This window comes from Halobellus rufus (genome assembly GCF_000739575.1).
In the GTDB taxonomy this organism is placed as follows: Archaea; Halobacteriota; Halobacteria; order Halobacteriales; family Haloferacaceae; genus Haloquadratum; species Haloquadratum rufum.
Genome location: NZ_BBJO01000026.1, coordinates 26,420 through 47,184, shown reverse-complemented (window position 1 = coordinate 47,184; position 20,765 = coordinate 26,420). Strand labels below are relative to the sequence as shown.

Genomic DNA, 20,765 nt, shown 5'->3' with positions numbered 1-20,765 from the left:
CGAAGATGAGGCTCTTGTTGCTCTCGATGCAGAGCCACAGGTACGCCATCTCCTCGATCGAGAACGTCCCGTACTCGACGAGGTCGACCGGCGTGAACGGCTCGTCGGCGTACTTCCGGATCGTGAAGGCCGACCCCCGCGGCGTCACCTCCTCGCCCAGCGCGAGTTCGACGCGCGACCCGTCCGGCAGCGTCGTCCCCACGACGGGGTCGCCGACGCTGACGTGCCGTCCCGACTCCTGGGCCAGCCGGATCACGAAGTCGTCGAGGTCGTCAGCGGCGTAGGCGACGTTCGTCTCGATGTCGGTGTACTCGTCGTGGTAGATGAAGATCGGGAGGTCGTACCCGTCGCAGGAGATGTCCTCGATGTGCGGATCGTGCATCAGCGGATCGATGCGCCCGAACCCGCGGAAGTCGCGCGCGAGGTAGTACAGGATCGCGTGGAACGTCCGCATCGGGACGTCGACGCCGTACTGTTCGAGCAGCGCCTGCAGCTCCGAGCGAAGCGTCTCCTCGGCCGTCGGCTCCGCGTCGCTCCGGTACAGCAGCGGATCCCGGATGTCGACGCTGACTCTGGCGTGTAACTCGCGGCCGAACGCGTCGAGTTCGGGCTCGACCGCGTAGTAGTAGTGCTCGCTGTCGGCGTCGTCGTAGGTGACCACGACGTACGCGTACGGAGCGTTCACCCAGTAGCGGTCGACGACCTCCTCGCCCTCCGGCGGCTCGAAGTCGGCGAAGACGCCGTCCTCGGGCCGATACGGGCGGACGTCGAGCGGCGATCCCCTGAGGACGTCGACGACGCGCCCGATGCGGCGGCTGAGACGATCGAAGACGGTCGACCCGTCGTCAGCGCGTTCGGGAGACGGCCCCGCGGTGCGGTCCGCGGCCGACTCGCCGTTCGGAGCGGCGGCTGTCCGACCCGCCGGCCCGTCGTCCGTCCCTCGGTTCGAGTTGTGTCCGTCGATAGCGACGCCCCCACGTGCTACCGGGCGTTTCGCGCGGAGCGACTTATACTGTGGGCCGAGTCTGCAAGCGGGATACGGGTCGACGAAGTGAGCCAGGCAGCGAATTCGTCGACCCACCTCTCGGCGGAGCGTCAGACTCGCCGCGAGTGGAACTGTTCGAGGTCGAGTCGGTTCGGCGTTTGCGTTCTCGGGGAACCCGTTCAGATTCTCTGCTGTTCCGTACGAGAGTGGGAGTGTACGCGCGGCCGATGGACCGCTCTCAGTCGGTCGAGAGACTGACGGTGTCGGTACTCTGTTGTCCGTCTGGACCGGTGACGCGGAGCGTCACGTCGAGCGTACCGCAAAAATCGAGGGTCACCTCGATCGTCTCGCCGGTCTCGCTGAACGGGGCCTTCTCCCCGAGTTGCCATTCGTAGGTCTCGACCTCGCCGCTAGAGGCTCCCCCATCGAGGACGACAGTGGTCCCGGCGTCGAGTTCCGTGCTCCCAGCACCGTCGGGATCCGTCGTGATTCGGGCGATTGGCGTATCCGAGGCTGCTGGAACGTTCCTCGATGGAGGCGCTTCGGCGGTCCCTTCGAGGGCGGCTACGCCGTCCGATCCGCCGTACCCCGTCTCCAGCCGGTTCACGTAGACCCGTCCGCCGGCGAGAACCGGCGTCGACGCCCGCGTGTCGGCTTCCGAGTCCCCGGCCCGAATGAGATGGGACCACCGCTCGGTGCCGTCGGCGGTCGAGAGCGCGTGGACCGCCGGGTAGCGCCGGTCGGCTCCGCCTTCTGCGGCGTCTTCGGCTCGGGCTCTTCCGCCGACGTAGACGGTATCGTCCGCGATCGAGGGGTCGCCGTGGAGTTCGGTCGCGATGTCGTGCGTCCATCGACGGTCGCCGGTGTCTGCGTCGAGAGCGTACACCGTCGAATGCACGCCTGGGTCGGTCCCGGAGTCGGTTTCGAGGGCGGTCGTGACGTAGACGGTGCCGTCGGCCACGGCGGGCGCGCTGACGAGTCGCTCTGACGGTTCTCCGCCGGGTGTGAGCGTCGTCTCCCACTCGACGCTACCGTCGTCGGTACTGTACGATGCGACCCGGTTCGGGTCGCTGGTCTGCCACTGATTGCCCCCGGTTCGGTAGACGCTCCCGTCGGCGAACGCCGAATCGATGAAGTTCACGCCGGCTTCGACCTCGACGCCCCACAGCCTGCTGCCGTCTGAAGCGTCCCACGCGACGAACTCGTTCTCGGCGTCGGTGTGAGTCTCCATCCCGTAGAGCGCCCCGTCGCCGGCGACCTCGACGTAGCTCCGGTACGCCCCGTCGGTGCGCCACTGTCTCTCGCCCGTTGCCGGGTCGATCGCCTCGACGACCGTTTGCTGTTCGGCCGGGTCTGCACCCGCGTTGGTCAGGTGCGAGACGTAGAGCGTTCCATCCGCGACGAGCGGCGTGCCCAACCACTCCTCGTTCGGGGTCTCGTAGTCCTCGGGCGTCTTCTGCCAGACTGTTTCACCAGTCTGGGCGTCGAGGGCGTGTAGGCCGCCGTATTCGACCGCCGAGTCCGTATAGCCCGCCTCGCTCGTCAGGAGGAGCAGTCCGTCAGCCACTGCCGGCTCCTCGGTCACTCGACCGATGCCCGGATCGGACGCCCCGTACTCCGGTGCGAGGTGTCGCCATCGCTCTTCGCTGGTGCCCGCCTCGAAGGCGACCACCCCGCCGCGGAACGTCTTGTCGTCGACGACGTACGGCTGATACACCGCGCCGTCGGCAACGATCGGCTCGCCGACCGAGACCGTGTCGCCGCTCGTCCCGAGCCACGCAGTGGTGACGTAGTCCCGGTCGGGGGCGGATTCGGCGGCCGCGACGCCCGCACGACCCGGTTCGCCGCGAAACTGCGCCCACTCTTTCGTCGCGGCGCTGGTCTCTCCCGAATCCCCCGATTCGTCGCTCTCGTTCGAGTCGGCCTCCACGAGCGCGGTTCCGGTGATACCGGTCGTCGCGAGTGTTCCGACGCTACGAGGACTCCTCTCCGCGAGCTGGTATCGAACATATCCGTCTCGGGATGCCGCCGCTTCGGGTGTTATTATCGGTGCGGTAAGCGAGATGAAACGGTGTCTCCCGGCGGCGGCTGTCCTGCATTTCCAATTCGAAATCCGCGTCCGCATACCGAAGACGGTCGTCGATGCGGGGGGCAGCGTCAACGCACAGAGCCACTGGCCTCGGCTTCGAGAAAGCCCCCCTGAGTCGGCGTCGGTACGCGCCTCGACGGAACCACTTAACCCACAGCGCCGCGACGTTCCGCCGATGACCACCGATGCGGTGCCCTCGGACCTGCCGGGCGTCGTGCTGGCGGGGACGGCCTCCGGCGTGGGCAAGACCGTCGCGACGCTCGCGGTCTGCCGCGCGCTCGAACGCGCCGGACACGACCCCGTCGCCGCGAAGGCCGGCCCCGATTTCATCGATCCGAGCCATCACGCCGCGGTGCTCGGGCGACCGTCTCGGACGCTCGACCCGTGGCTCGCCGGCGAGTCCGGCGTCCGGCGCGCCTACGCCCGCGGTGCCGACGAGGGCGACGTCTGCGTCGTCGAGGGGATGATGGGCCTCTACGACGGCGACGTGAGCACCGCGGCGGTCGCCGAGGCGCTCGACCTCCCGGTGATCCTCGTCGCCGACGCCGCGGGCGGGATGGAGAGCGTCGCGGCCACGGCCCTCGGCTTCCAGCAGTACGCCGAGCGGGCTGGCTACGACGTCGACGTCCTCGGCCTGCTCGCCGCGCGCGCTCACGGCGGTCGCCACGAGCGCGGCATCCGCGACGCGGTCGAAGGCCTGCGGTACGTCGGTCGCACGCCCTCGCTCGACGGGCTCGAAATCCCGGATCGACACCTCGGGCTGCACTTCGGCGACGAGTCGCCCGTCGACGACGAGGCGCTGGACTCGGCGGCGCGCGGGATCGACGCCGAGGCGATCGTCGACCTCGCCCGCCGGCCGCGACTCGACACCCAGCCGTCGCTCCGCGCGGCCGACGAGACCGGCGTGCGCGTCGCGCTCGCGGCCGACGACGCCTTCCGCTTCATCTACCCGAGCACGCGGGAGCGACTCGCCGCCCGCGGGACCGTCGAGCTGTTCTCGCCCGTCGCGGGCGACCCCGTGCCCGAGTGCGACGTCGTCTACCTCCCCGGCGGCTACCCCGAGCGGCACGCGGCCGCCCTCGCCGACTCCGCCACGCTGGACGATCTGGCCGACCGCGCCGCCGACGGGCTGGCGGTGTTCGGCGAGTGCGGCGGCCTGATGGCGCTCGGCGAGTCGCTGACGACCGCCGACGACGTGGAACACGAGATGGCCGGCGTCCTCCCGGTCGACACCCGGATGACAGACGGTCCCGTCGCTCTCGACCACGTCGGCGTCCGCGCCCGCGAGGACTGTCTGATCGCGCCCGCCGGCGAGACCCGCCGGGGCCACGAGTTCCACTACTCCTCGGCGACGGCCGCCCCGGACGCCCGGTTCGCCTTCGAGATGGTGCGCGGTGCGGGCGTCGACGGCGCGAACGAGGGGCTCTGCGAGTACAACACCCTCGCGACGTACGCGCACTTCCACGTCGGATCGGGCGCGTTCGATTACCTGCTTGAGACCGTCTAAAACCCAGGAGCGACCGTCTAATCCCCGTCGAGACCGCGTCGAGCCGACTGATTCTCGCCCGGGTTGTTCCCTCGCGCGTCCGAACCCATCTCGCAGGGTTTATGGCTCCGCCGGGGGTAGCAGGCGTTACTATGGCCGAACAGAAGGCACGAAAGACCGGCAGCGCCGGTCGATTCGGTGCGCGATACGGGCGGGTCGCCCGCCGGCGCGTGAAGGAGATCGAAGAGGAGATGCGGAACGCGACGGTCGACGAGGACAGCGTCACCCGTCTCGAACCCGGCATCTGGCAGAACGACGAGACCGGCGAGATCTTCACCGGCGGCACCTACCGGCCGCAGACCCCCGGTGGCACGCAGGTCCGCCGCTCGATCCGCGCCGCCCTCTCCGGCGAGACCGAGGAGTGACCGCCGACCGCGTCGTCGACGCAGTCGCGCCCACACGAAAGAACCAACATCCCCACACCCCACGTACGTACCAATGAGCTACAAGTGTTCGCGGTGCAAGCGAGACGTCGAACTGGACGAGTACGGCGGCGTCCGCTGCCCCTACTGCGGCCACCGCATCCTGTTGAAAGAGCGCGCGCCGGACGTCAAGGAAGTCCCGGTCGAATAACCAGTTTCTGCAGCCGATGGCGAGTCGCGAGACGCCGGCCGTCGACGCCGCACACGCGGCCGAGTTTCACTTCACCTACTGCACGGAGTCGACGGCTCGGACGATCTTCGAGAGCGTCCGCGTCGAGGTCGGCGAGATCGCCGACGAGCGATCGGGCGCTGACGTGACTCGCGAGGGGCGCGTCGTGACCGTGCGCGTCGAGGCCGCCGACCTCGTCGCGCTCCGCGCGGCGCAGAACACGTGGATCCGCCTCGTCGAGGTCGCCGAGGACGTCGCAGCGACCGGACAGACCTCGTAGACGCCTGCCATCCGCTGATCGGAGAATACGGGCCTTTTTCAGTCCGGATCTCCTCGCTTGGGGTATGCAGGGCAATCTGCCGCCGGAAGCACAAGAGAAACTCGAGGAACTACAGGATCTGCAGGAGACGGCCCAGAAGGTGGCCGCCCAGAAGGAGCAGGCCGAGTCGACGCTGACGGAGTCGAAGACGGCGCTCGACGCCCTCGACGACATCGACGAGGACACGACGATGTACCGCGAGGTCGGCGAGCTCCTCGTCGAGGCCGACTACGACGAGGCCCACGACGAACTCTCCGAGAAGGTCGACACGCTCGAGATCCGCGTCGAGCAGCTCCAGAAGCAGGAGCAGCGCGTCGAAGAGCAGTTCGAGAGCCTGCAGGAAGAGCTCCAGCAGATGCTGCAGGGCGGCGCGGGCGGCGGCCCGATGGGCCCCGGCGGCGCAGGCGCGTAAGCCGATGCCGACCGACGAGGAGGTCGTCCAGACGGCCGCCGAGGCCGCCGAGGGCGTGATCTTCGCCCACTACAGACAATCGGAGTTGCGGGACTTCGACGTGACCGTCACGTTCGAGGACGGCGTCCTCGACGTCGACGTCTACGTCAACGCGCCCGACGACGCGGACGCGGACGAAGACGCCGTCGCCGACGAGGCCGCGCGCGCGGCGGGCGACGCCGTCGACGAACTGTTCGCCGACGCCGACTCGTAGGCCGTCCCGCGGGGCCGCTTTTCCGCTCCGTTCTCACGCGAACAGGAAGATCAGGACGCTCACAGCGACGGCTGCGAGGATGATCGAGACGGCGAAGACCCCGCCCATCGCGACGACCGCGTTCGCGTGACTCGCCAGCGTCTCCGTCCGGTCGTTACCGAACACGGTCACCTCCGCGCGCTCGACGGCGACGCCCGCCTCGACGGGTTCGAGGTCCTCGCGGGCCTCGTCGGTGAGGTCGCGGACGATCTCGCGGAGTTCTCCCCAGTCGATGGCCGCACCGACCTGGTTGTCGGCGTCGACGGTGTTGACGATGTGCGTGTCGGTCGTCATCACTTCCGCCTCGTCGACGAGGCCGCTGGTCGCTCCGGACTCCGAGGCAGTCCCGCCGTCGGTGATCGCGGCGACGAGTTCGCCGCGCAGCCCCGGATCCATATTGTTGCCGTCGATCAGCACGTACGCCGTCTCGTGGCCGCCGACGGCAGTGACCGCGACGCGGACGCCGAGCGGGCCGATCCCGTCGGCCGGTCCCCACGGCGTCTCGTCCCACGCGACGCCGAGTTCGAGGTCGTCGGTGTCGGCGGTCGCGAGCCGGCGACCCGAGTCGCCCGCCGCCTCGATCATGTCGAACGCGCGCTTCGAGCCGGGGGTGACGTGCCCCAGGTCCGGACCGCTCAGCCCGTCGTTCGAGTTGTGGGCGTCGACGAGGAGCACGTCGTCGAGGCCGCTCGTCCGGGCCTCCGCCGCGGCCGAGAGGCCGACGCCGTACTCGACGTCGTCGGCGAAACCGGGCGCGTACGTCGAGACGAGCAGCGCGTCGTCGCCGAAGCGCTGCCCCAGCATCGACGCCTCGCCGGAGTCGACGCGGACGCTCCGGGTCGCATCCGCGTCGTAGACCACTCGGTCCGCAGCGGTGCGGGCGGCGTCGAGGATCGTGTCGACCTCGCGCTCGGTCACGAGGTTGAAGTCGTGGCCGGCGGTGGCGTGCGGCGGGAAGACGAGGCCCGAGCAGTCGGCGGCGACGCGCTCGGGGAAGTTGCCCCCGCCGATCTCGCCCATCGGACCGGGGTGGATCATCGGGAGGACGAAGCGGGCCTTCTCCTCGCCGTCGCTCCGTCGGAACGAGAGCACCGAGACCGGGACGATGGCCTCCTCGCCGAGCTGTTGGAAGAACTCCTCTAACTCCCGCGACCCCTCGGCGACGTGGCCGACGAACCCGCGGAGGAAGTCGAGCATCGAGACCCCGAGGCTCCGACGCCACGGCCGGTCGACGGCGACGACGAACACGTACACGCCCAGCGCGTAGATGCCGCAGGTGACCGCCAGCAGCGCGAAGTGTTCCGCACCGACCGCAGAAAGCTCTGCGGGGGCGTCCGACGAGCGGGCGAGATAGGGTGTCAGGTAGGCGTCGACGACCGTTCCTCCGACCTCCAGCAGGCGGAGCGTTCCGCTGTAGACGAACAGGAGGACGGCGGCGGCGAGCGTCTGGAGGCTCGCCGGGATCGACGCGACGAGCACCGACGAGCGCGAGACGGCCATCACCACGAGCAGCCGAAACGCGAACACCGAGGCGAGGCCGACGACGAGCGCGTCGTAGACGAACTGCTGTTCGAGCGAGGTGAACACCGAGACGATCGCCGCGCCCGTGACGATCGCCACGAGGATGATCTCCGAGATCAACGCGAGAAGCGAGGACCTGTTGGGTGTGAGCTTCCCCCCGACGAACCGATCGACGCCGGTCGTCCCGAACGCGGCGACGACCGTCGGGATTCCGATGAAGAAGATGCCCTCCCAGGCGTCGCGGCCGAGGAAGAACAGGCCGCGCCAGGTCCGCGCGTACGCGCCGGAGTCGAACGCGGCGACGCCGGCGACGGCCGCGATCAGGAGCGCGAAGGCGAGGCTGGTGTACCAGTTCGGCGCGCGGAAGATGAATCGAGAGAGGCTCGCGAGGTCGCTTTGTGTCGATGTCATAGATGCGTTGAGAGCGGATCGCGGGCCGGGGCCGACGCGCGGGCTACTCGCAGATCGAGACGAAGTTCTCGAAGACTTCCTCGCCGCGCTCGGTGTGGGCGACCTCTGGGTGCCACTGGACCCCGTAGAGGTCGCGGTCGGTGTCGCTCATCGCCTCGACGTCGCAGACGTCGGAGGTCGCGGTGCGCGTGAATCCCTCGGGGACTTCCTTCACCTCGTCGGCGTGGCTGGCCCACACGCGAGTCTTCGGCGCGAGCGAGCCGACGAGCGGGTCCCCGCCGTCGAGGATGTCGACGTCGACGTCGGCGTAGCCGCCGTAGTCGCCGGAGCCGACCGAGCCGCCGAGCTCCGCCGCCAGAATCTGCATCCCGAGGCAGATCCCGAAGACGGGCACGTCGAGGTCGAGGTAGTCCGCGCAGTTGCCGATGCGGTCCATGTCCGGGCCGCCCGAGAGGACGATCCCGTCGGCGTCGATGTCGGAGGCCGGCGTCTCGTTGTCCAGCAGTTCGACGTCGACGTCGAGGTCGCGGAGCGCGCGGCGTTCGAGGTGGGTGAACTGGCCGTGGTTGTCGATGACGACGATGCGAGTCATCAGTTGCAGTCTCTTAGACGGAAGGAGGGCAAAAAGCGCCCGGTCTGGGAGCGTCCCGTCGGCCGTCCGATAGCATCCGGTCACGCGCCGTCGGAGTCGCGCCGCTCGCGTCGCTCGCGCGCGGTCGAGAACCCGAACTCCGACTGCTCCTTCGAGCGCCGCTCCTCGCGGGTGGCGAACGCCTCCGGGGCCGGTTCGACGTCGTCGTCGATGCGCGCGAACGACCGGTGGATCTTCGCGTGACACCACCGGCAGAGGGAGACGGTGATCTCGTGGGAGAGGCCCTCGCCCTCATCGACGCCGGCGGTACCCGCGCTCCCCGTCGACCCGCTCTCGCCGTACGAGAGGTGGTGTTCTTCCAGTAGCGGCCGGGAGTCGTCGTGGGCGATTCGGACGGATTCGAGGCCGCAGCGGACGCACTCGCGGCCGTCCGTCGTCGAGCGGTAGTGCGGGCAGTCGCGGAACTCTCGGTCATCGTCGGCGGCGACGCACTCGTAGTCGGCGGCGCGACGAGCGGCCGAGAACTCCGGGTCGTCGCCCGCGCGGGTCAGCGCGAACCGACAGCGACCGTCGTCGGTGAGGTGATCGCAGACGCCCGCGTGCTCGTAGGGGTCGTCGACGCCGACCGGCGTTCCCGTGGGCGTCTCCTCCATACGCGGCCGGTCGGTCGCGGCGGAGTTGAATCCGACGGTGCGTGCCGGCCGAGACGTCGGACAGGGCTGTCGCCCGCGTGGGCGACGCGACAGATGCGGGCGCGGGCGACTGGTCGGTCCGTCCGCATCGATCCGCCGAGCGTTTTATACGCCCGGCCACAGAGCGACGCCTGTGCGAATCGACCACGACGCCGGGGGGGGAGAAACGGACGCTCGCGAGCGACGTCGACGCCGCGGACACGTTCCTCACGCAGGCGAGAGGGCTGATGTTCAGGCGGTCGATCCCGGACGACTACGCGATGTGCTTCGCGTTCGAGGAGGCGAAGGAGCGCAACCTCCACATGGTGTTCGTGCCGTTCGACATCGACGCGCTGTGGCTCGTCGACGGCGAGGTGCGGGCGAAAAAGCGGCTCCGCGCGTGGCGCGGGTTCGGCTCCGCGGTCGCGGACACGATCGTCGAACTCCCCGCGGGAGCGGCCGACGGCGTCGAGGTCGGAGACGAGGTCCGGACCGTCGAGTGACCGCGAGCGCCCCACGACAACGCGGCGCAAGAAGCGTCAATTTATATAGCTGCGCGTCCACCACCCGTGTGAGCACATGACTCGTGGTCGATTTATTCGGGGGTAACCCCGACAACCCCCTAGCATCCACCGTGGATTCTGACGACTCTGTACAGCTACTAGACACGACGCTGCGCGACGGTGAGCAAGCGCCAGGTGTCTCGTTAACGCCCGACCAGAAGGCCGACATCGCGCGGTCGCTGGACGCGGCCGACATCGAGTTCATCGAGGCCGGGAGCGCTTGCACCGGCGAGGGCGAGCGCGAGACCATCCGGCAGGTCACCGCGCTCGACCTCGACGCGACGGTGACGAGCTTCGCCCGCGGCGTGCAGAACGACGTCGACCTCGCGCTCGACTGCGACGTCGACGGCGTGACCATCGTCGTCCCCGCCAGCGACAAGCACATCGAGCGGAAGGTCGGGACGACCCACGACGAGGTCGTCGAGAACACCGCCGACCTCGTCGCCTACGCGAAGGACCACGGCCTCTGGGTGGAAGTCATCGGCGAGGACGGCTCCCGCGCCGACCTCGACTTCCTCGAACGCCTGATGGCGGCGGCGCTCGACGCCGGCGCGGACCGGTCGTGCTTCGCCGACACCGTCGGGCACGCGACGCCGGAGACGGCCTACGAGTACGTCTCCCGGCTCGCCGAACTCGGCCCGGTGTCGACGCACACCCACGACGACCTCGGACTGGGAATGACGAACGTCTGGGCCAGCCTCGCGGCCGGCGCGGACCTCGTCCACGGCACGATCAACGGCATCGGCGAGCGCGCGGGCAACGTCGCGCTCGAAGAGGTCGCGATCGCCCTGGCGCACGGTTACGGCGTCGAGACGGCCAAGCTTGAGGACCTCTACGACCTCGCCCAGCAGGTCTCTCACGCAACGGGCGTCCCGCTGCCGCCGAACAAGGCGGTCGTCGGCGAGAACGCCTTCACGCACGAGAGCGGCATCCACACCGACGGCACGCTGAAGGACGACACGATGTACGAGCCCTACCCGCCCGAGACGGTGGGTCGGGAGCGACGGCTCGTCCTCGGCAAGCACGCCGGTCGCGCGGGCGTCCGCGCCGCGCTCGACGAACACGACGTCGACGTCTCCGAGGAGGAACTCGCCGCCGTCGTCGAGCGGGTCAAGCGCCTCGGCGACCGCGACAAGCGCGTCACGGACGCCGACCTGCTCGCCATCGCAGAGGACGTGCAGGGACGCGAGCGCGAGCGACACGTCGAACTGCTGGATCTCACCGCAGCCTCGGGCGGCGGCACGCCGACCGCCTCGGTCCGGCTCCGCGTCGGCGACAGAGAGCGCGTGGCCTCCGGCACGGGCAGCGGCCCGGTCGACGCCGCCGTCAAAGCCGTCAAGGCGGCGCTCGGCTCCGACGCCGACGCGCAGTTGGAGTCCTACCACGTCGACGCGATCACCGGCGGCACCGACGCCGTCGTCACCGTCGAGGTGGAGATGTCGAAGGGCGACCGGTCGGTCACCGTGGCCACGTCGGACTCGGACATCACCCGCTGCAGCGTCGACGCGATGGTCGAAGCTCTCGACCGACTCCTCGGAGCAGAGGCCGTCAAACGCGACGCCCAGCCCGAGGACGCGACGCTCGCGGACGACTAGCGGGCCGTTCGTCGCGCTGGCCGCTCGCAGCGTCCCGACCGACCCTTCTCAGCGGTCTTCGACGAGGTACGTCCAGCCGCCGCGCCGCTCGAAGCGGACGTCGCCGTCGGACGCGCGGGCCGCGGCGAACTCCGCGACGCGCGCGGTCGTGACGTCGGTCACGTCGATCCGCCGCGTCTCGGTCGTCCGTCGCGCGGTGATTCGCTGCGTCTCGGTGGTTCGATCCGCCGTCGGTCGTTCGGATGCCGTCGCGTGCATACTTCGTGTGTCGGACCGAACCGGTATGTAAGCGAGCCTAGTAGAGTGAAAGTGAAAACCGGACGACAGCGACGAGGTACCCCGCCGAACCGAACGACCGGGCCAGCGCGCGGTCGCCGAACGGGAACCGCGAGCGAGTCGTCGAGAGATGGCTTTACGTCGCTCGGTCACACTCTCCCGAACGATGATACTCTCGGACGACGACATCCTCGCTCGCCTCGAGTCCGGCGACCTCGTCGTCGACCCCATCGACGACCTCGATATGCAGGTCCAGCCGGCGAGTCTGGACCTCCGGCTCGGCGAGGAGTTCTTGGAGTTCCAGCGGACGAACATCTCCTGTATCCACCCGAATCGGGAGTCGGAAGTCGACGACTACGTGAGCGAAACGCACGTGCCGGAGGGCGAGGAGTTCATCCTCCACCCCGGCGACTTCGTCCTCGGGACGACCAAAGAGCGCGTTGAGATTCCCGCGGACCTCCTGGCGACCGTCGAGGGTCGCTCCTCGCTCGGCCGCCTCGCGGTCGTCATCCACGCGACGGCGGGCATCGTCGACCCGGGCTACAAGGGACAGATCACGCTCGAACTGTCGAACCTCGGCACCGCCCCCGTCGCGCTCACGCCGGGGATGCGCGTCTCGCAGTTGGTGTTCACCGAACTCACGCAGCCCGCGGCGCGCCCCTACGGCGTCGAGCGCGGCTCGAAGTACCAGAACCAGCAGGGACCGCAGGCGTCCCGGATCGGCGCGGACCCGGAGTTCGAGGGGGCGCGCGAGACCGACGCCGACACCGGGTCGAAGTGAGATGAAGTTCATCGAGGAAGTCGTCGTCGAGGAGTTCCTGCCCACCTTCCGATCGATGCTGGCGGAGGCGCTCCGCGAGCGGGGCCTGACCCAGCACGAGGTCGCCGAGGCGCTGGGGATCAGCCAGAGCGCCGTCTCGAAGTACGCCCACGGCGACGTCGCTCGGCGGGACGAGGTGCTCGAAGACGAGCGCGTCGCCGAACTGGTCGAGCACGTCGCCGACGGCCTCGCGACGGGCGATATGACCCGCGTGCAGGCGCTCGTCGAGGCCGAGGTGCTCGTGCGCCGACTCGAGGAAGGCGACCTCCTCGCTCGCCTGCACGAGGAGGCGATGCCCGAACTCGCCGACTACGACGGCTACGCGCGGATCCACGACCCCGAGAGCGGCCTCCGGACGAGCGAACAGGTCCGCTCGTCGCTCCGGCAGGCGCTCCGCCGACTCACAAACGCGAGCGGGTTTGCCGGGCTGATCCCGAACGTCGGCTCGAACCTCGTCGAGTGCCTCCCGGAAGCCGGCTCCGTCGACGACGTCGCGGGCGTTCCCGGTCGCATCGTCGACGTCAAGGGGCGCGCGACGGTCCCCGGAGACCCGGAGTTCGGCGTCAGCGAGCACGTCGCGAACGTCCTGCTCTCCGCGCGAAAGGGCGGTGCGGACGTCCGCGCCGCGCTCAACGTCCGTTACGACAAACAGATCGTCGCCGACCTCGAAGCCGCCGGCTACGACGCGATCGAGTTCGATCCCGACGCGCCGACCGATCCGATCCGCGAGGCGGTCGCCTCGCGCGATCCAGACGACCGCTCGGCGACGTTCGTCTGCTATCAGACCGGCGGCTTCGGAATCGAGCCTATCACGTACGTCCTCGGTCCCGACGCCGACAGCGTCGTCACCGCGGTCAAGACGCTCCTCGGCCGCTGAGCGGCGAGCGCGGAGACGCCGATCCGGCCGCCGAACCGCCGCTCGTCCCGCGGCGCGCTCGTGCACGGCCGACGACAGAGGGCGGAACGATTTACCCGCTCGGGTCCCCAAGGGCGGACGATGACCACGCAGACGCGAAGCGACGCTGCAACGCGAAGGACTCCGACGGGCGTTCACCGAGGTGCGAACCGATGAACATGCTCGTCGACGGCGAGTGGCGGACTGACGCCTACGAGGCGACCAACGAGGACGGCGAGTTCGACCGCGACGAGACCTCCTTCCGCGACTGGATCCAGGACGACCCCGACGCGGAGTTCCCCGCGGAGTCGGGTCGCTACCACATCTACATCTCGCGGGCGTGCCCGTGGGCCCACCGGGTCGCGATGACGCGGCGGCTGAAGGGGCTCACCGACGACATCTCGCTGTCGATCGTCGAACCCGTGCGCATCGACGACGGCTGGGAGTTCTCAGAGGAGTACCCCGACCCGCTCTACGGCGAGGAGTACCTCCGCGACGTCTACACCCGCGCGGACCCCGAGTTTACGGGTCGAGTGACGGTACCGGTGCTGTGGGACACGGAGAGAGAGACGATCGTCAACAACGAGTCCGAGGAGATTATGCGGATGCTCGACACCGAGTTCGACGGCGCGAACGGCGTCGACCTCCTTCCCGACGGTCGCGAGGACGAGATCGACGGGATCATCGACGACGTCTACGAGACGATCAACAACGGCGTCTACCGCGCCGGTTTCGCCGACACCCAGGACGCCTACGAGGCGGCGATCGAGGACCTCTTCGGCGCGCTCGACCGCTGGGAGGACGTCCTCGAAGAGCAGCGCTTCCTCGCGGGCGACGTCTTCACCGAGCCGACGTGGCGATGTTCGCGACGCTGGTCCGCTTCGACCACGTCTACCACACCCACTTCAAGTGCAACCGCCGGGCGATCCACGAGTACCCGAACCTCTGGAACTACACGAAGGAGGTCTACCAGCTCGGCGAGATCGCCGAGACGGTGAACCTCGATCACATCACGCGGCACTACTATATGAGCCACGGCGACATCAATCCCAAGCGGCTCGTCCCGACCGGCCCCGACATCGACTTCTCCGCGCCCCACAACCGCGACCGACTGCCCGCGGACCTCCCCGAGGCGCTGCAGGGCGGCGCGGCCGTCGCCGACGACTGATCCCGTTCTCGTCGTCGGAACCGCGCCTCCGGCACCGCTCCCGTCGCTTTCTTGTCCGCTCGCGCCGACCGCTCGGCTATGACCGACGGCGACGACGCGACCGCACAGACGCCCGCCGAGACCCGCCGAGCGACGCCGGGGGGCGGCGTGCGGCCGGCGGCGACCGACATCGAGCCGAGCGCGCCCGAGGAGTTCGGGCTGGTGCAGGCGTGGTGGGGCGACGGCAAGGGCAAGACCACCGCGGCGCTGGGGATGGCGTTCCGCGCCGCCGGACACGGCTACCGCGTGCACCTCCTGCAGTTCATGAAGGGCGGGGCGGACTCCGTCGAGGGCGTCCGCGGCGAGTACAACGCCATCGCCGCGGTTCCCGGCATCTCCTACGAGAACACCGGCCACTACGGCTGGCACGGCCTGCTGGACGGCTCCGACGAGGACGAACACCTCGCGAAGGCCCGCGGCGCGCTCGCTCGCGCGGCGGACCTCGTCGAGGCCGCGGGCGACGCCGACCTGACGGCGCCGCTCGACCTCGACGGCGACCCCGAGGCGGGGGTTCACCTGCTCGTCCTCGACGAGATCCTCTACGCCGTCGATCAGGGCCTGCTCGACGAGTCCGACGTCCTCGACCTGCTCGACGCGAAGCCCGAGAACCTCGAACTCGTGCTGACCGGGAGCCACACCGACCCCGAGTATCTCCACGACGCGGCCGACCTCGTGACCGAGGTGCGGAAGGTGAAACACCCGTTCGACGCGGGGATCCGGGCGCGGAAGGGGACGGAGTACTGATGCACGCGCTCGTCGGCGGCGTGCGCCGCTCTCGCCTTCGGGAACGATGACCGCCGAGACGATCCTCGTCGCCGGCACCGCCAGCCACGTCGGCAAGAGCACCGTCGCCGCCGGGCTCTGCCGCCGCCTCGCCGACGCGGGCGTCGACGTCGCGCCGTTCAAGGCGCAGAATATGAGCAACGAGGCGCGGGCGGTCGTGCGGCCGAGCGCCGTTCGCGGGGCGGCGGTGGACGGCTCGACCGACTTCGAAAACTCCGTCTCCGACGACTCCGAGGCCGACCCGGCCTTCGGCGAGATCGGCGTCTCCCAGTACGTTCAGGCGCGCGCCGCCCGCGTGCGGCCGAAGACCGATCACAACCCGGTGCTCCTGAAACCCCGCGGCGGGGAGGAATCACAGCTCGTCGTCGACGGCGTCGCCGTCGGGCACTACGCCGCGGGCGACTACTACGCCGAGCACTGGGAGCGTGCGCGGGCGGCCGCCGAGGCGGCCCACGCGCGACTCTCCGCCACTCACGACGTCGTCGTCGCCGAGGGCGCGGGGTCCATCGCGGAGATCAACTTCCACGAGCGGGACCTCGCGAACGTCGAGACGGCCCGCTTCGCCGACGCGCGGATCCTCCTCGTGGCCGACATCGAGCGCGGCGGCGTCTTCGCGTCGATCCTCGGGACGCTGGAACTGCTCCCCGACGACGTCCGCGAGCGGGTCGTCGGCGTCGCGATCACCAAGTTCCGGGGAGACCGCTCGCTGCTGGATCCCGGGATCGACGAGATCGAATCGCGGACTGGCGTCCCGGTGCTCGCGGTGCTCCCGTACGACGACCCGGGACTCCCCGACGAGGACAGCGTCTCGCTGCCCGCGGCGGGCGAGCGCGACGTCCGGGGGGCCGACGACGGCGTCGACGAGGCGCGGGCCGTCACGGTCGCGGCCCCCCGACTCCCGCGCGCGTCGAACACCGCTGACGTGGACCCGCTCGTCGAGGTTCCCGGCGTCCGCGTCGCCTTCCGTCCGCTGGACGAATCGCTCGACGACGCCGACGCCGTCGTCCTGACGGGGACGAAGAACACCGTCGACGACTTGCGGGCCGTTCGCGACGCGGGTCTCCACGAGCGCCTCCGCGCGTTCGACGGCCCGGTCGTGGGCCTCTGTGGCGGCTACCAACTGCTCGGCGAGCGCCTCCTCGACGACGGCGTCGAGGGCGTCGGTGGGAACGCCGACAGAATCTCCCACCGCGGAATCGGCCTCCTCCCCGTCGAGACGACCTTCTCGCGCCGGAAGCGCGTCGCGCCCGCCGAGTGGCGGCTCGACGGGACGGGACCGCTCGCGGGCGCTTCGGGGCCGGTCGAGGGCTACGAGATCCACGCCGGCGAGACCCGCACCGCTGACGCCGACGGAGAGCGGATGCGGACCCCTTTCGCGGCCGAGGGGCGAGACCCGGTGACGCTCGGCGTCGCCGTCGACGACGTCCTCGGGACCTACCTCCACGGGCTCTTCGAGAACGAGGCGGCGCGGTCGGCGTTCGTCGACCGCGCGTTCGAGCACGGGGGCGTGCCGCGGCCGACGAGCGGCGGGTGGGAGGGCGCGACCGAGCCAGCCGACGCCTACGCCGACGCCGCGGGACTCGTGGAGTCGATTCCGCTCGACGTTCTCTCACCGACCCACGCGCCGTGAGATAGTAGCGTTTGCAACCGATCACACATCCGATCGCACGCCGGCGTGCGATCGAGTGAGTGAAGACGTGCAAACGCTACTAGAGGTTTCGCCGCCGGAGAGAATCACCCCCGAGAATCGGAATCGAAGACTTTTGAGGGGGTGCCGCGACGCTACGGTATGGTCGAGGCGTTCGCCGTCGCGAGCGGCAAGGGCGGCACCGGGAAGACGACGAGCACGCTGGCGCTCGGGATGGCGCTCGCCGAGCGGTACGACGTCACCGTCATCGACGCCGACACCGGGATGGCGAACCTGCTGTTTCACACGGGCCTCGACGACGCCGACGTCACGCTGCACGACCTGCTGGTCGCAGAGCGGGACGTCCCCGTCGCCGAGGCGGTGTACGACCGCTTCGGGATGTCGGTCGTCCCCTGCGGGACGAGCCTCGCGGCGTTCGAGGCGGCCGACCCGGGCCGGCTCAGGGACGTCGTCGCCGAACTCGCCGCCGACGCCGACGTCCTTCTGTTGGACTCGCCCGCGGCGCTCGGCTCGAAAAGCGCCGTGCTGCCCGTCGTGCTCGCCGACCGCGTCGTCGTCGTGTTGCAGCCGACGGTCCCGTCGCTCTCGGACGGCCTGAAAGTCCAGGAGTACGCCCGATCGTACGGGACCGAGACGGCGGGCGTGCTGTTCAACCGAGTCCGTCCCGACGAGGACGTCGAGGCGATCTCAGAGCAGGCGGCGCGGTACTTCGGCGGCACGACGCTGGCGAGCGTTCCCGAGAGCGACGCGGTCCGGGCGGCCCGGCGCGCGGGCGAACCACTGCTCGCGCACGCGCCGCGGGATCCGGCCGCCGACGCCTTTCACGAGGCCGCGTCGAACCTCGACGTCCGATCGGGCGACGCGGCCGACGTGGCGGACCGCTTCCGGAGCGCCGTCGTCCCGGACCGCCCCTGACGATGGTCGTCGACGGCCACATCCCCGAGGGCGATCTGATTCGCTCCCGAACCGACGCCGACGTCGGCGACACGCTCTCCGGCGTGCTCGACCGCGACCTCACCGGCTACGTCGTCTTCGAGCCGCAGGGGTCGATCCTCCTCGGCGACGACGAGCGCGCCGTGCTCACCTTCGAGGCGGGCGTGCCCGTTCTGGCGTACCACCCCGCGAGCGACGCCGGCGGCGAAGACGCGCTCGACGCGCTCTCCGGGAGCCTGTTCCACGCCGCGGTGTACGAACTCCCGCCCGACGCGCTGGAAGCGGCGCACGGCGTCGAGGAACTCCGCGTCCGCCCGACGGCACCGGCTCGACGGCTCGCGGGCGACGAGCGCCTCGCGGATCGGACGCGGGCGGCCGCCCCCGAGGACCGGCGCTCCGAGGAGCGCGACGCGAGCTCCGTCGCGGACTTCCTCGCCGACGCCGAACGGATCGAGGAAATCAAAGCCGAGGCGCGGGCGGAAGCGCAGGCCCGCGCCGACGAGTGGGGGCTCCGCGACCAACTCGACGGGGCGGAGTGACCCGGTGTCGCGCCGGCCGGGGCATACGAGACGATATATACGATCGGCGGCCCTACGGTGAGTGTGAGCGTCTTTTCGCTGCTTCGCGCACGCACCCCCGCGGACTTCGCCGACTGGTTCGAACCGGGCGGCGCGTACCTCCTGCGGGTCGCAGAGGGGATGGGACTGCACACCGGCGACCTCGCGGGCGTCATCGACGAGGCCGAGACCGCGATGCGGTCGGGCCGGACCGGTGCCGACGTCGCGCCCGCGGTGAACCGGCTGATCGCGGCGGACCTCTACGCCGACGCCGCCTTCGGACTCCCGTTCATCGAGTGGACGCCCGTCTGGTACGAACTGGCGTTGACGGCCCCGACGACGTACGCTGAGTGGCGGCTCCGACGCGTCGCCGACCGGTACGCCGCGGAGATCGACCACCTGTCGGTGCCGCGGTTCAGCCGCCCCGGCGACGTGATCTCCCGCGGCGCGCCGGCGGTCGAGTCGGTGTCGGGCTTCGCCGACCGGTTCGCCTTCGCCGACGCGATCCTGCATCTGGAGTGGTTCGACTACGTCGCGACCGAGGCCGGACTCGACCTGCCGCCGGGGCTGATCGACGAGGCGCGCTCCCAGACCGTCGGCTACTACGTCGGCGAACTCGAGATGGGCGAACTGGACCCCTCCGTCCGGCGGCTCCAATATCTCCTCTTCACCGACGACGAGTGGGTTCGTGCCATCGACGAGCGCTACGGCCTCGGCAGTTCGCTCTTCTCGGTGTGGGAGCGCGTCTGCCGCCGCGAGCGGGAGCGTTTCGGCGGCGCCTAACTCGACTGCTCTGGCTGCCGATCGCGAAGTCTGCTACTTGAACCCACGGCTCGCCAGGTGGTATCTGAGGACGTCTTTGGTCCCCTCGGCGAACGGGGTCAGGTCGATCGAATCCACCCGGTCGGCCGCGGCGACGAGTCGGTCGTACTCCTCGTTCCACTCTTCGAGCAGTTCCGTTTCGACGTCGGCGGCGCGGATGCGGTCGATAGCGGCCTCGACGCGGTCGTCGTCCGCGATGTCGCCGAGGTGGGACAGCGGTTCAGCGTCGACGAGTCCCCGCTCGCGGGCCGAGACGACGACGGCCGAACTGACGTCGCCCTCGCGGAGTTCGCGCTCCCACGTGCTGAGCCAGTTGCCGATCCGGGCCATTCGCTGTGCGGGGTCGACGACGGCGCGGAACTCCGAGAGCTCGTCGGTGTGGTCCGCGCGAGTGTACATCAGATCGATGTCGAGGTAGCTGTACATCCCCATATTGTGCGCCTCGTAGCGGCGCAGGTCCGACGGCGTCACCAAGTCCGGGCGGTCGATGGCGAGCGTGCTGTACTCGATCGCCGTGACGATCTGTCCCACGTCGAACCGGAACAGCGGCGCGTACCGCTCGAAGGACGGGCTGCGCCGGAGCCGTTCGAGGAGCGTCTCCCAGACCGATCGGGCGAACGCGACGTACGCGTCGTCGGCGGTGGCGTCCCGCAGTCGGTCGCTGTCGGACCCGTTCTCGTGAACCCCGCCGTCCGAGTACCGGTCCGTGCGTCCGAGGCAATCGTCCGCTCCCAGACGAACGAACCGCGTGATCGCGTCGAACGTCCGGTAGTCTCGCTGCTTCTCCGCGAGGTCGTCGAGGATCGTGATGAAGAGGACGAGCATCGTCTTGTTCGTCGCGACCGCCTCGCGGTGGTCGCCGTCGACGACGGGCATCGTGTTCTTCGGTGCGAGGTGGTGGACCCAGCGCCAGATGAACCACGGGCGAGCGCCCTCGAACGACTGATACTCCGAGACGAGGTCGTGAAGCACCGGCGGGAGTTCGTGGTTCCGAACCGAGTCGAGGAGGGCGGACGCGCGGTCACCGTCGACGGATTCGGCGACGCTCTTTGCGGGGTCTCCCAGTGTCACGACTGAGTGTGAGTTTCATACTATCTAAACGGTGCGGTAGTGACAACCGATTCCGCCTCCTCGCCGCTCGGCTCCCTCGCCGCAGTCGTCCAATTATCCGCACCGATAACGCCGGTGAGATTTTAAATACGAACACGCGGGAACCAACCGTATGAATGACCGACGA

General features: G+C 69.7%; 22 protein-coding genes and 1 pseudogene. 16 read left to right on the top strand and 7 right to left on the bottom strand.

Annotated features, from left to right (window positions below):
- Together ACP99_RS11720 and ACP99_RS11715 are read right to left on the bottom strand one after the other, a co-directional pair.
- Nucleotides 1-808: type II/IV secretion system ATPase subunit (locus ACP99_RS11720; RefSeq protein WP_197052443.1), on the bottom strand; the 808-nt coding region annotated here is incomplete at its 3' end.
- Nucleotides 809-1,223: 415 nt separating this feature from the next.
- A complete protein-coding gene (locus ACP99_RS11715) occupies nt 1,224-2,915 on the bottom strand; it encodes an outer membrane protein assembly factor BamB family protein (protein WP_231554283.1) in 1,692 nt (563 codons plus the stop codon).
- Between the two features lie 361 nt (nt 2,916-3,276).
- Between ACP99_RS11715 and ACP99_RS11710 the strand changes: the two genes are divergently transcribed.
- The 6 genes from ACP99_RS11710 (at nt 3,277) to ACP99_RS11685 (ending at nt 6,195) form a co-directional block, all read left to right on the top strand.
- Nucleotides 3,277-4,581: a cobyrinate a,c-diamide synthase gene (locus tag ACP99_RS11710; RefSeq protein WP_049986787.1), complete on the top strand. Its 1,305-nt coding sequence runs from the start codon at nt 3,277-3,279 to the stop codon at nt 4,579-4,581.
- 131 nt (nt 4,582-4,712) lie between these two features.
- A complete protein-coding gene (locus tag ACP99_RS11705) occupies nt 4,713-4,985 on the top strand; it encodes a 50S ribosomal protein L37 (RefSeq protein ID WP_049986785.1) in 273 nt (90 codons plus the stop codon).
- Nucleotides 4,986-5,058: 73 nt separating this feature from the next.
- Nucleotides 5,059-5,193: a DNA-directed RNA polymerase subunit P gene (locus tag ACP99_RS11700; RefSeq protein WP_049986784.1), complete on the top strand. Its 135-nt coding sequence runs from the start codon at nt 5,059-5,061 to the stop codon at nt 5,191-5,193.
- Nucleotides 5,194-5,209: 16 nt separating this feature from the next.
- Nucleotides 5,210-5,491, top strand: coding sequence for a KEOPS complex subunit Pcc1 (locus ACP99_RS11695; RefSeq protein ID WP_049986783.1), 282 nt, complete (start codon nt 5,210-5,212; stop codon nt 5,489-5,491).
- Between the two features lie 64 nt (nt 5,492-5,555).
- On the top strand, nt 5,556-5,942 hold the full coding sequence (locus ACP99_RS11690; protein WP_049986782.1) for a prefoldin subunit beta: 387 nt from the start codon (nt 5,556-5,558) through the stop codon (nt 5,940-5,942).
- Nucleotides 5,943-5,946: 4 nt separating this feature from the next.
- On the top strand, nt 5,947-6,195 hold the full coding sequence (locus tag ACP99_RS11685) for a DUF3194 domain-containing protein (RefSeq protein ID WP_049986781.1): 249 nt from the start codon (nt 5,947-5,949) through the stop codon (nt 6,193-6,195).
- A 33-nt stretch (nt 6,196-6,228) separates the two neighbouring features.
- Here the strand turns inward: ACP99_RS11685 and ACP99_RS11680 are convergent, their stop codons facing one another.
- From ACP99_RS11680 to ACP99_RS11670, 3 genes are all read right to left on the bottom strand, one after another.
- Nucleotides 6,229-8,166 (bottom strand): DUF2070 family protein, encoded by a 1,938-nt coding sequence (locus ACP99_RS11680; protein WP_049986780.1) that lies wholly within the window; start codon nt 8,164-8,166, stop codon nt 6,229-6,231.
- A 43-nt stretch (nt 8,167-8,209) separates the two neighbouring features.
- Nucleotides 8,210-8,758: a GMP synthase subunit A gene (locus ACP99_RS11675; protein WP_049986779.1), complete on the bottom strand. Its 549-nt coding sequence runs from the start codon at nt 8,756-8,758 to the stop codon at nt 8,210-8,212.
- An 80-nt stretch (nt 8,759-8,838) separates the two neighbouring features.
- Nucleotides 8,839-9,411 carry a DUF7097 family protein gene (locus ACP99_RS11670; protein WP_049986778.1) on the bottom strand — a complete coding sequence of 191 codons (573 nt, stop codon included), beginning with the start codon at nt 9,409-9,411 and terminating at the stop codon, nt 8,839-8,841.
- Between the two features lie 170 nt (nt 9,412-9,581).
- On the opposite strand from ACP99_RS11670, the gene ACP99_RS11665 reads away from it, so the two are divergent.
- Together ACP99_RS11665 and ACP99_RS11660 are read left to right on the top strand one after the other, a co-directional pair.
- Nucleotides 9,582-9,932 carry a DUF192 domain-containing protein gene (locus ACP99_RS11665; protein WP_049986786.1) on the top strand — a complete coding sequence of 117 codons (351 nt, stop codon included), beginning with the start codon at nt 9,582-9,584 and terminating at the stop codon, nt 9,930-9,932.
- Nucleotides 9,933-10,015: 83 nt separating this feature from the next.
- Nucleotides 10,016-11,587: a (R)-citramalate synthase gene (locus ACP99_RS11660; protein WP_049986777.1), complete on the top strand. Its 1,572-nt coding sequence runs from the start codon at nt 10,016-10,018 to the stop codon at nt 11,585-11,587.
- A 48-nt stretch (nt 11,588-11,635) separates the two neighbouring features.
- Here ACP99_RS11660 and ACP99_RS11655 read toward each other — a convergent pair whose 3' ends face one another.
- Nucleotides 11,636-11,845: a hypothetical protein gene (locus tag ACP99_RS11655; RefSeq protein ID WP_049986776.1), complete on the bottom strand. Its 210-nt coding sequence runs from the start codon at nt 11,843-11,845 to the stop codon at nt 11,636-11,638.
- A 184-nt stretch (nt 11,846-12,029) separates the two neighbouring features.
- Here ACP99_RS11655 and dcd point away from each other — a divergent pair, with 184 nt between their 5' ends.
- From dcd to ACP99_RS11615, 8 genes and pseudogenes are all read left to right on the top strand, one after another.
- Nucleotides 12,030-12,644, top strand: a complete 615-nt coding sequence (dcd, locus tag ACP99_RS11650; RefSeq protein WP_049986775.1) for a dCTP deaminase — start codon at nt 12,030-12,032, stop codon at nt 12,642-12,644.
- Nucleotide 12,645: 1 nt separating this feature from the next.
- A complete protein-coding gene (locus tag ACP99_RS11645) occupies nt 12,646-13,560 on the top strand; it encodes a thiamine-phosphate synthase family protein (RefSeq protein WP_049986774.1) in 915 nt (304 codons plus the stop codon).
- Nucleotides 13,561-13,751: 191 nt separating this feature from the next.
- Nucleotides 13,752-14,746: pseudogene (locus ACP99_RS11640) on the top strand (glutathione S-transferase family protein).
- A gap of 78 nt (nt 14,747-14,824) precedes the next feature.
- Nucleotides 14,825-15,529: a cob(I)yrinic acid a,c-diamide adenosyltransferase gene (locus ACP99_RS11635; RefSeq protein ID WP_049986773.1), complete on the top strand. Its 705-nt coding sequence runs from the start codon at nt 14,825-14,827 to the stop codon at nt 15,527-15,529.
- 46 nt (nt 15,530-15,575) lie between these two features.
- Nucleotides 15,576-17,198: a cobyric acid synthase gene (locus ACP99_RS11630; RefSeq protein WP_049986772.1), complete on the top strand. Its 1,623-nt coding sequence runs from the start codon at nt 15,576-15,578 to the stop codon at nt 17,196-17,198.
- 159 nt (nt 17,199-17,357) lie between these two features.
- Nucleotides 17,358-18,131 carry a nucleotide-binding protein gene (locus ACP99_RS11625; RefSeq protein WP_049986771.1) on the top strand — a complete coding sequence of 258 codons (774 nt, stop codon included), beginning with the start codon at nt 17,358-17,360 and terminating at the stop codon, nt 18,129-18,131.
- A 2-nt stretch (nt 18,132-18,133) separates the two neighbouring features.
- On the top strand, nt 18,134-18,688 hold the full coding sequence (locus ACP99_RS11620) for a hypothetical protein (protein WP_156105697.1): 555 nt from the start codon (nt 18,134-18,136) through the stop codon (nt 18,686-18,688).
- 63 nt (nt 18,689-18,751) lie between these two features.
- Nucleotides 18,752-19,489 carry a hypothetical protein gene (locus ACP99_RS11615; protein WP_049986769.1) on the top strand — a complete coding sequence of 246 codons (738 nt, stop codon included), beginning with the start codon at nt 18,752-18,754 and terminating at the stop codon, nt 19,487-19,489.
- Between the two features lie 33 nt (nt 19,490-19,522).
- On the opposite strand, the gene ACP99_RS11610 is transcribed toward ACP99_RS11615, so the two are convergent.
- On the bottom strand, nt 19,523-20,599 hold the full coding sequence (locus ACP99_RS11610; RefSeq protein ID WP_049986768.1) for a hypothetical protein: 1,077 nt from the start codon (nt 20,597-20,599) through the stop codon (nt 19,523-19,525).
- Nucleotides 20,600-20,765: the final 166 nt, after the last annotated feature.

What these genes read in the sequence shown, in the direction of transcription:
- dcd (WP_049986775.1), top strand. Translation starts at nt 12,030, where the DNA reads ATGATACTCTCGGACGACGACATCCTCGCTCGCCTCGAGTCCGGCGAC.
- ACP99_RS11635 (WP_049986773.1), top strand. Translation starts at nt 14,825, where the DNA reads ATGACCGACGGCGACGACGCGACCGCACAGACGCCCGCCGAGACCCGC.
- ACP99_RS11690 (WP_049986782.1), top strand. Translation starts at nt 5,556, where the DNA reads ATGCAGGGCAATCTGCCGCCGGAAGCACAAGAGAAACTCGAGGAACTA.
- ACP99_RS11630 (WP_049986772.1), top strand. Translation starts at nt 15,576, where the DNA reads ATGACCGCCGAGACGATCCTCGTCGCCGGCACCGCCAGCCACGTCGGC.
- ACP99_RS11670 (WP_049986778.1), bottom strand. Translation starts at nt 9,411, where the DNA reads ATGGAGGAGACGCCCACGGGAACGCCGGTCGGCGTCGACGACCCCTAC.
- ACP99_RS11625 (WP_049986771.1), top strand. Translation starts at nt 17,358, where the DNA reads ATGGTCGAGGCGTTCGCCGTCGCGAGCGGCAAGGGCGGCACCGGGAAG.
- ACP99_RS11705 (WP_049986785.1), top strand. Translation starts at nt 4,713, where the DNA reads ATGGCCGAACAGAAGGCACGAAAGACCGGCAGCGCCGGTCGATTCGGT.
- ACP99_RS11700 (WP_049986784.1), top strand. Translation starts at nt 5,059, where the DNA reads ATGAGCTACAAGTGTTCGCGGTGCAAGCGAGACGTCGAACTGGACGAG.
- ACP99_RS11675 (WP_049986779.1), bottom strand. Translation starts at nt 8,758, where the DNA reads ATGACTCGCATCGTCGTCATCGACAACCACGGCCAGTTCACCCACCTC.
- ACP99_RS11620 (WP_156105697.1), top strand. Translation starts at nt 18,134, where the DNA reads ATGGTCGTCGACGGCCACATCCCCGAGGGCGATCTGATTCGCTCCCGA.
- ACP99_RS11695 (WP_049986783.1), top strand. Translation starts at nt 5,210, where the DNA reads ATGGCGAGTCGCGAGACGCCGGCCGTCGACGCCGCACACGCGGCCGAG.
- ACP99_RS11645 (WP_049986774.1), top strand. Translation starts at nt 12,646, where the DNA reads ATGAAGTTCATCGAGGAAGTCGTCGTCGAGGAGTTCCTGCCCACCTTC.
- ACP99_RS11685 (WP_049986781.1), top strand. Translation starts at nt 5,947, where the DNA reads ATGCCGACCGACGAGGAGGTCGTCCAGACGGCCGCCGAGGCCGCCGAG.
- ACP99_RS11655 (WP_049986776.1), bottom strand. Translation starts at nt 11,845, where the DNA reads ATGCACGCGACGGCATCCGAACGACCGACGGCGGATCGAACCACCGAG.
- ACP99_RS11680 (WP_049986780.1), bottom strand. Translation starts at nt 8,166, where the DNA reads ATGACATCGACACAAAGCGACCTCGCGAGCCTCTCTCGATTCATCTTC.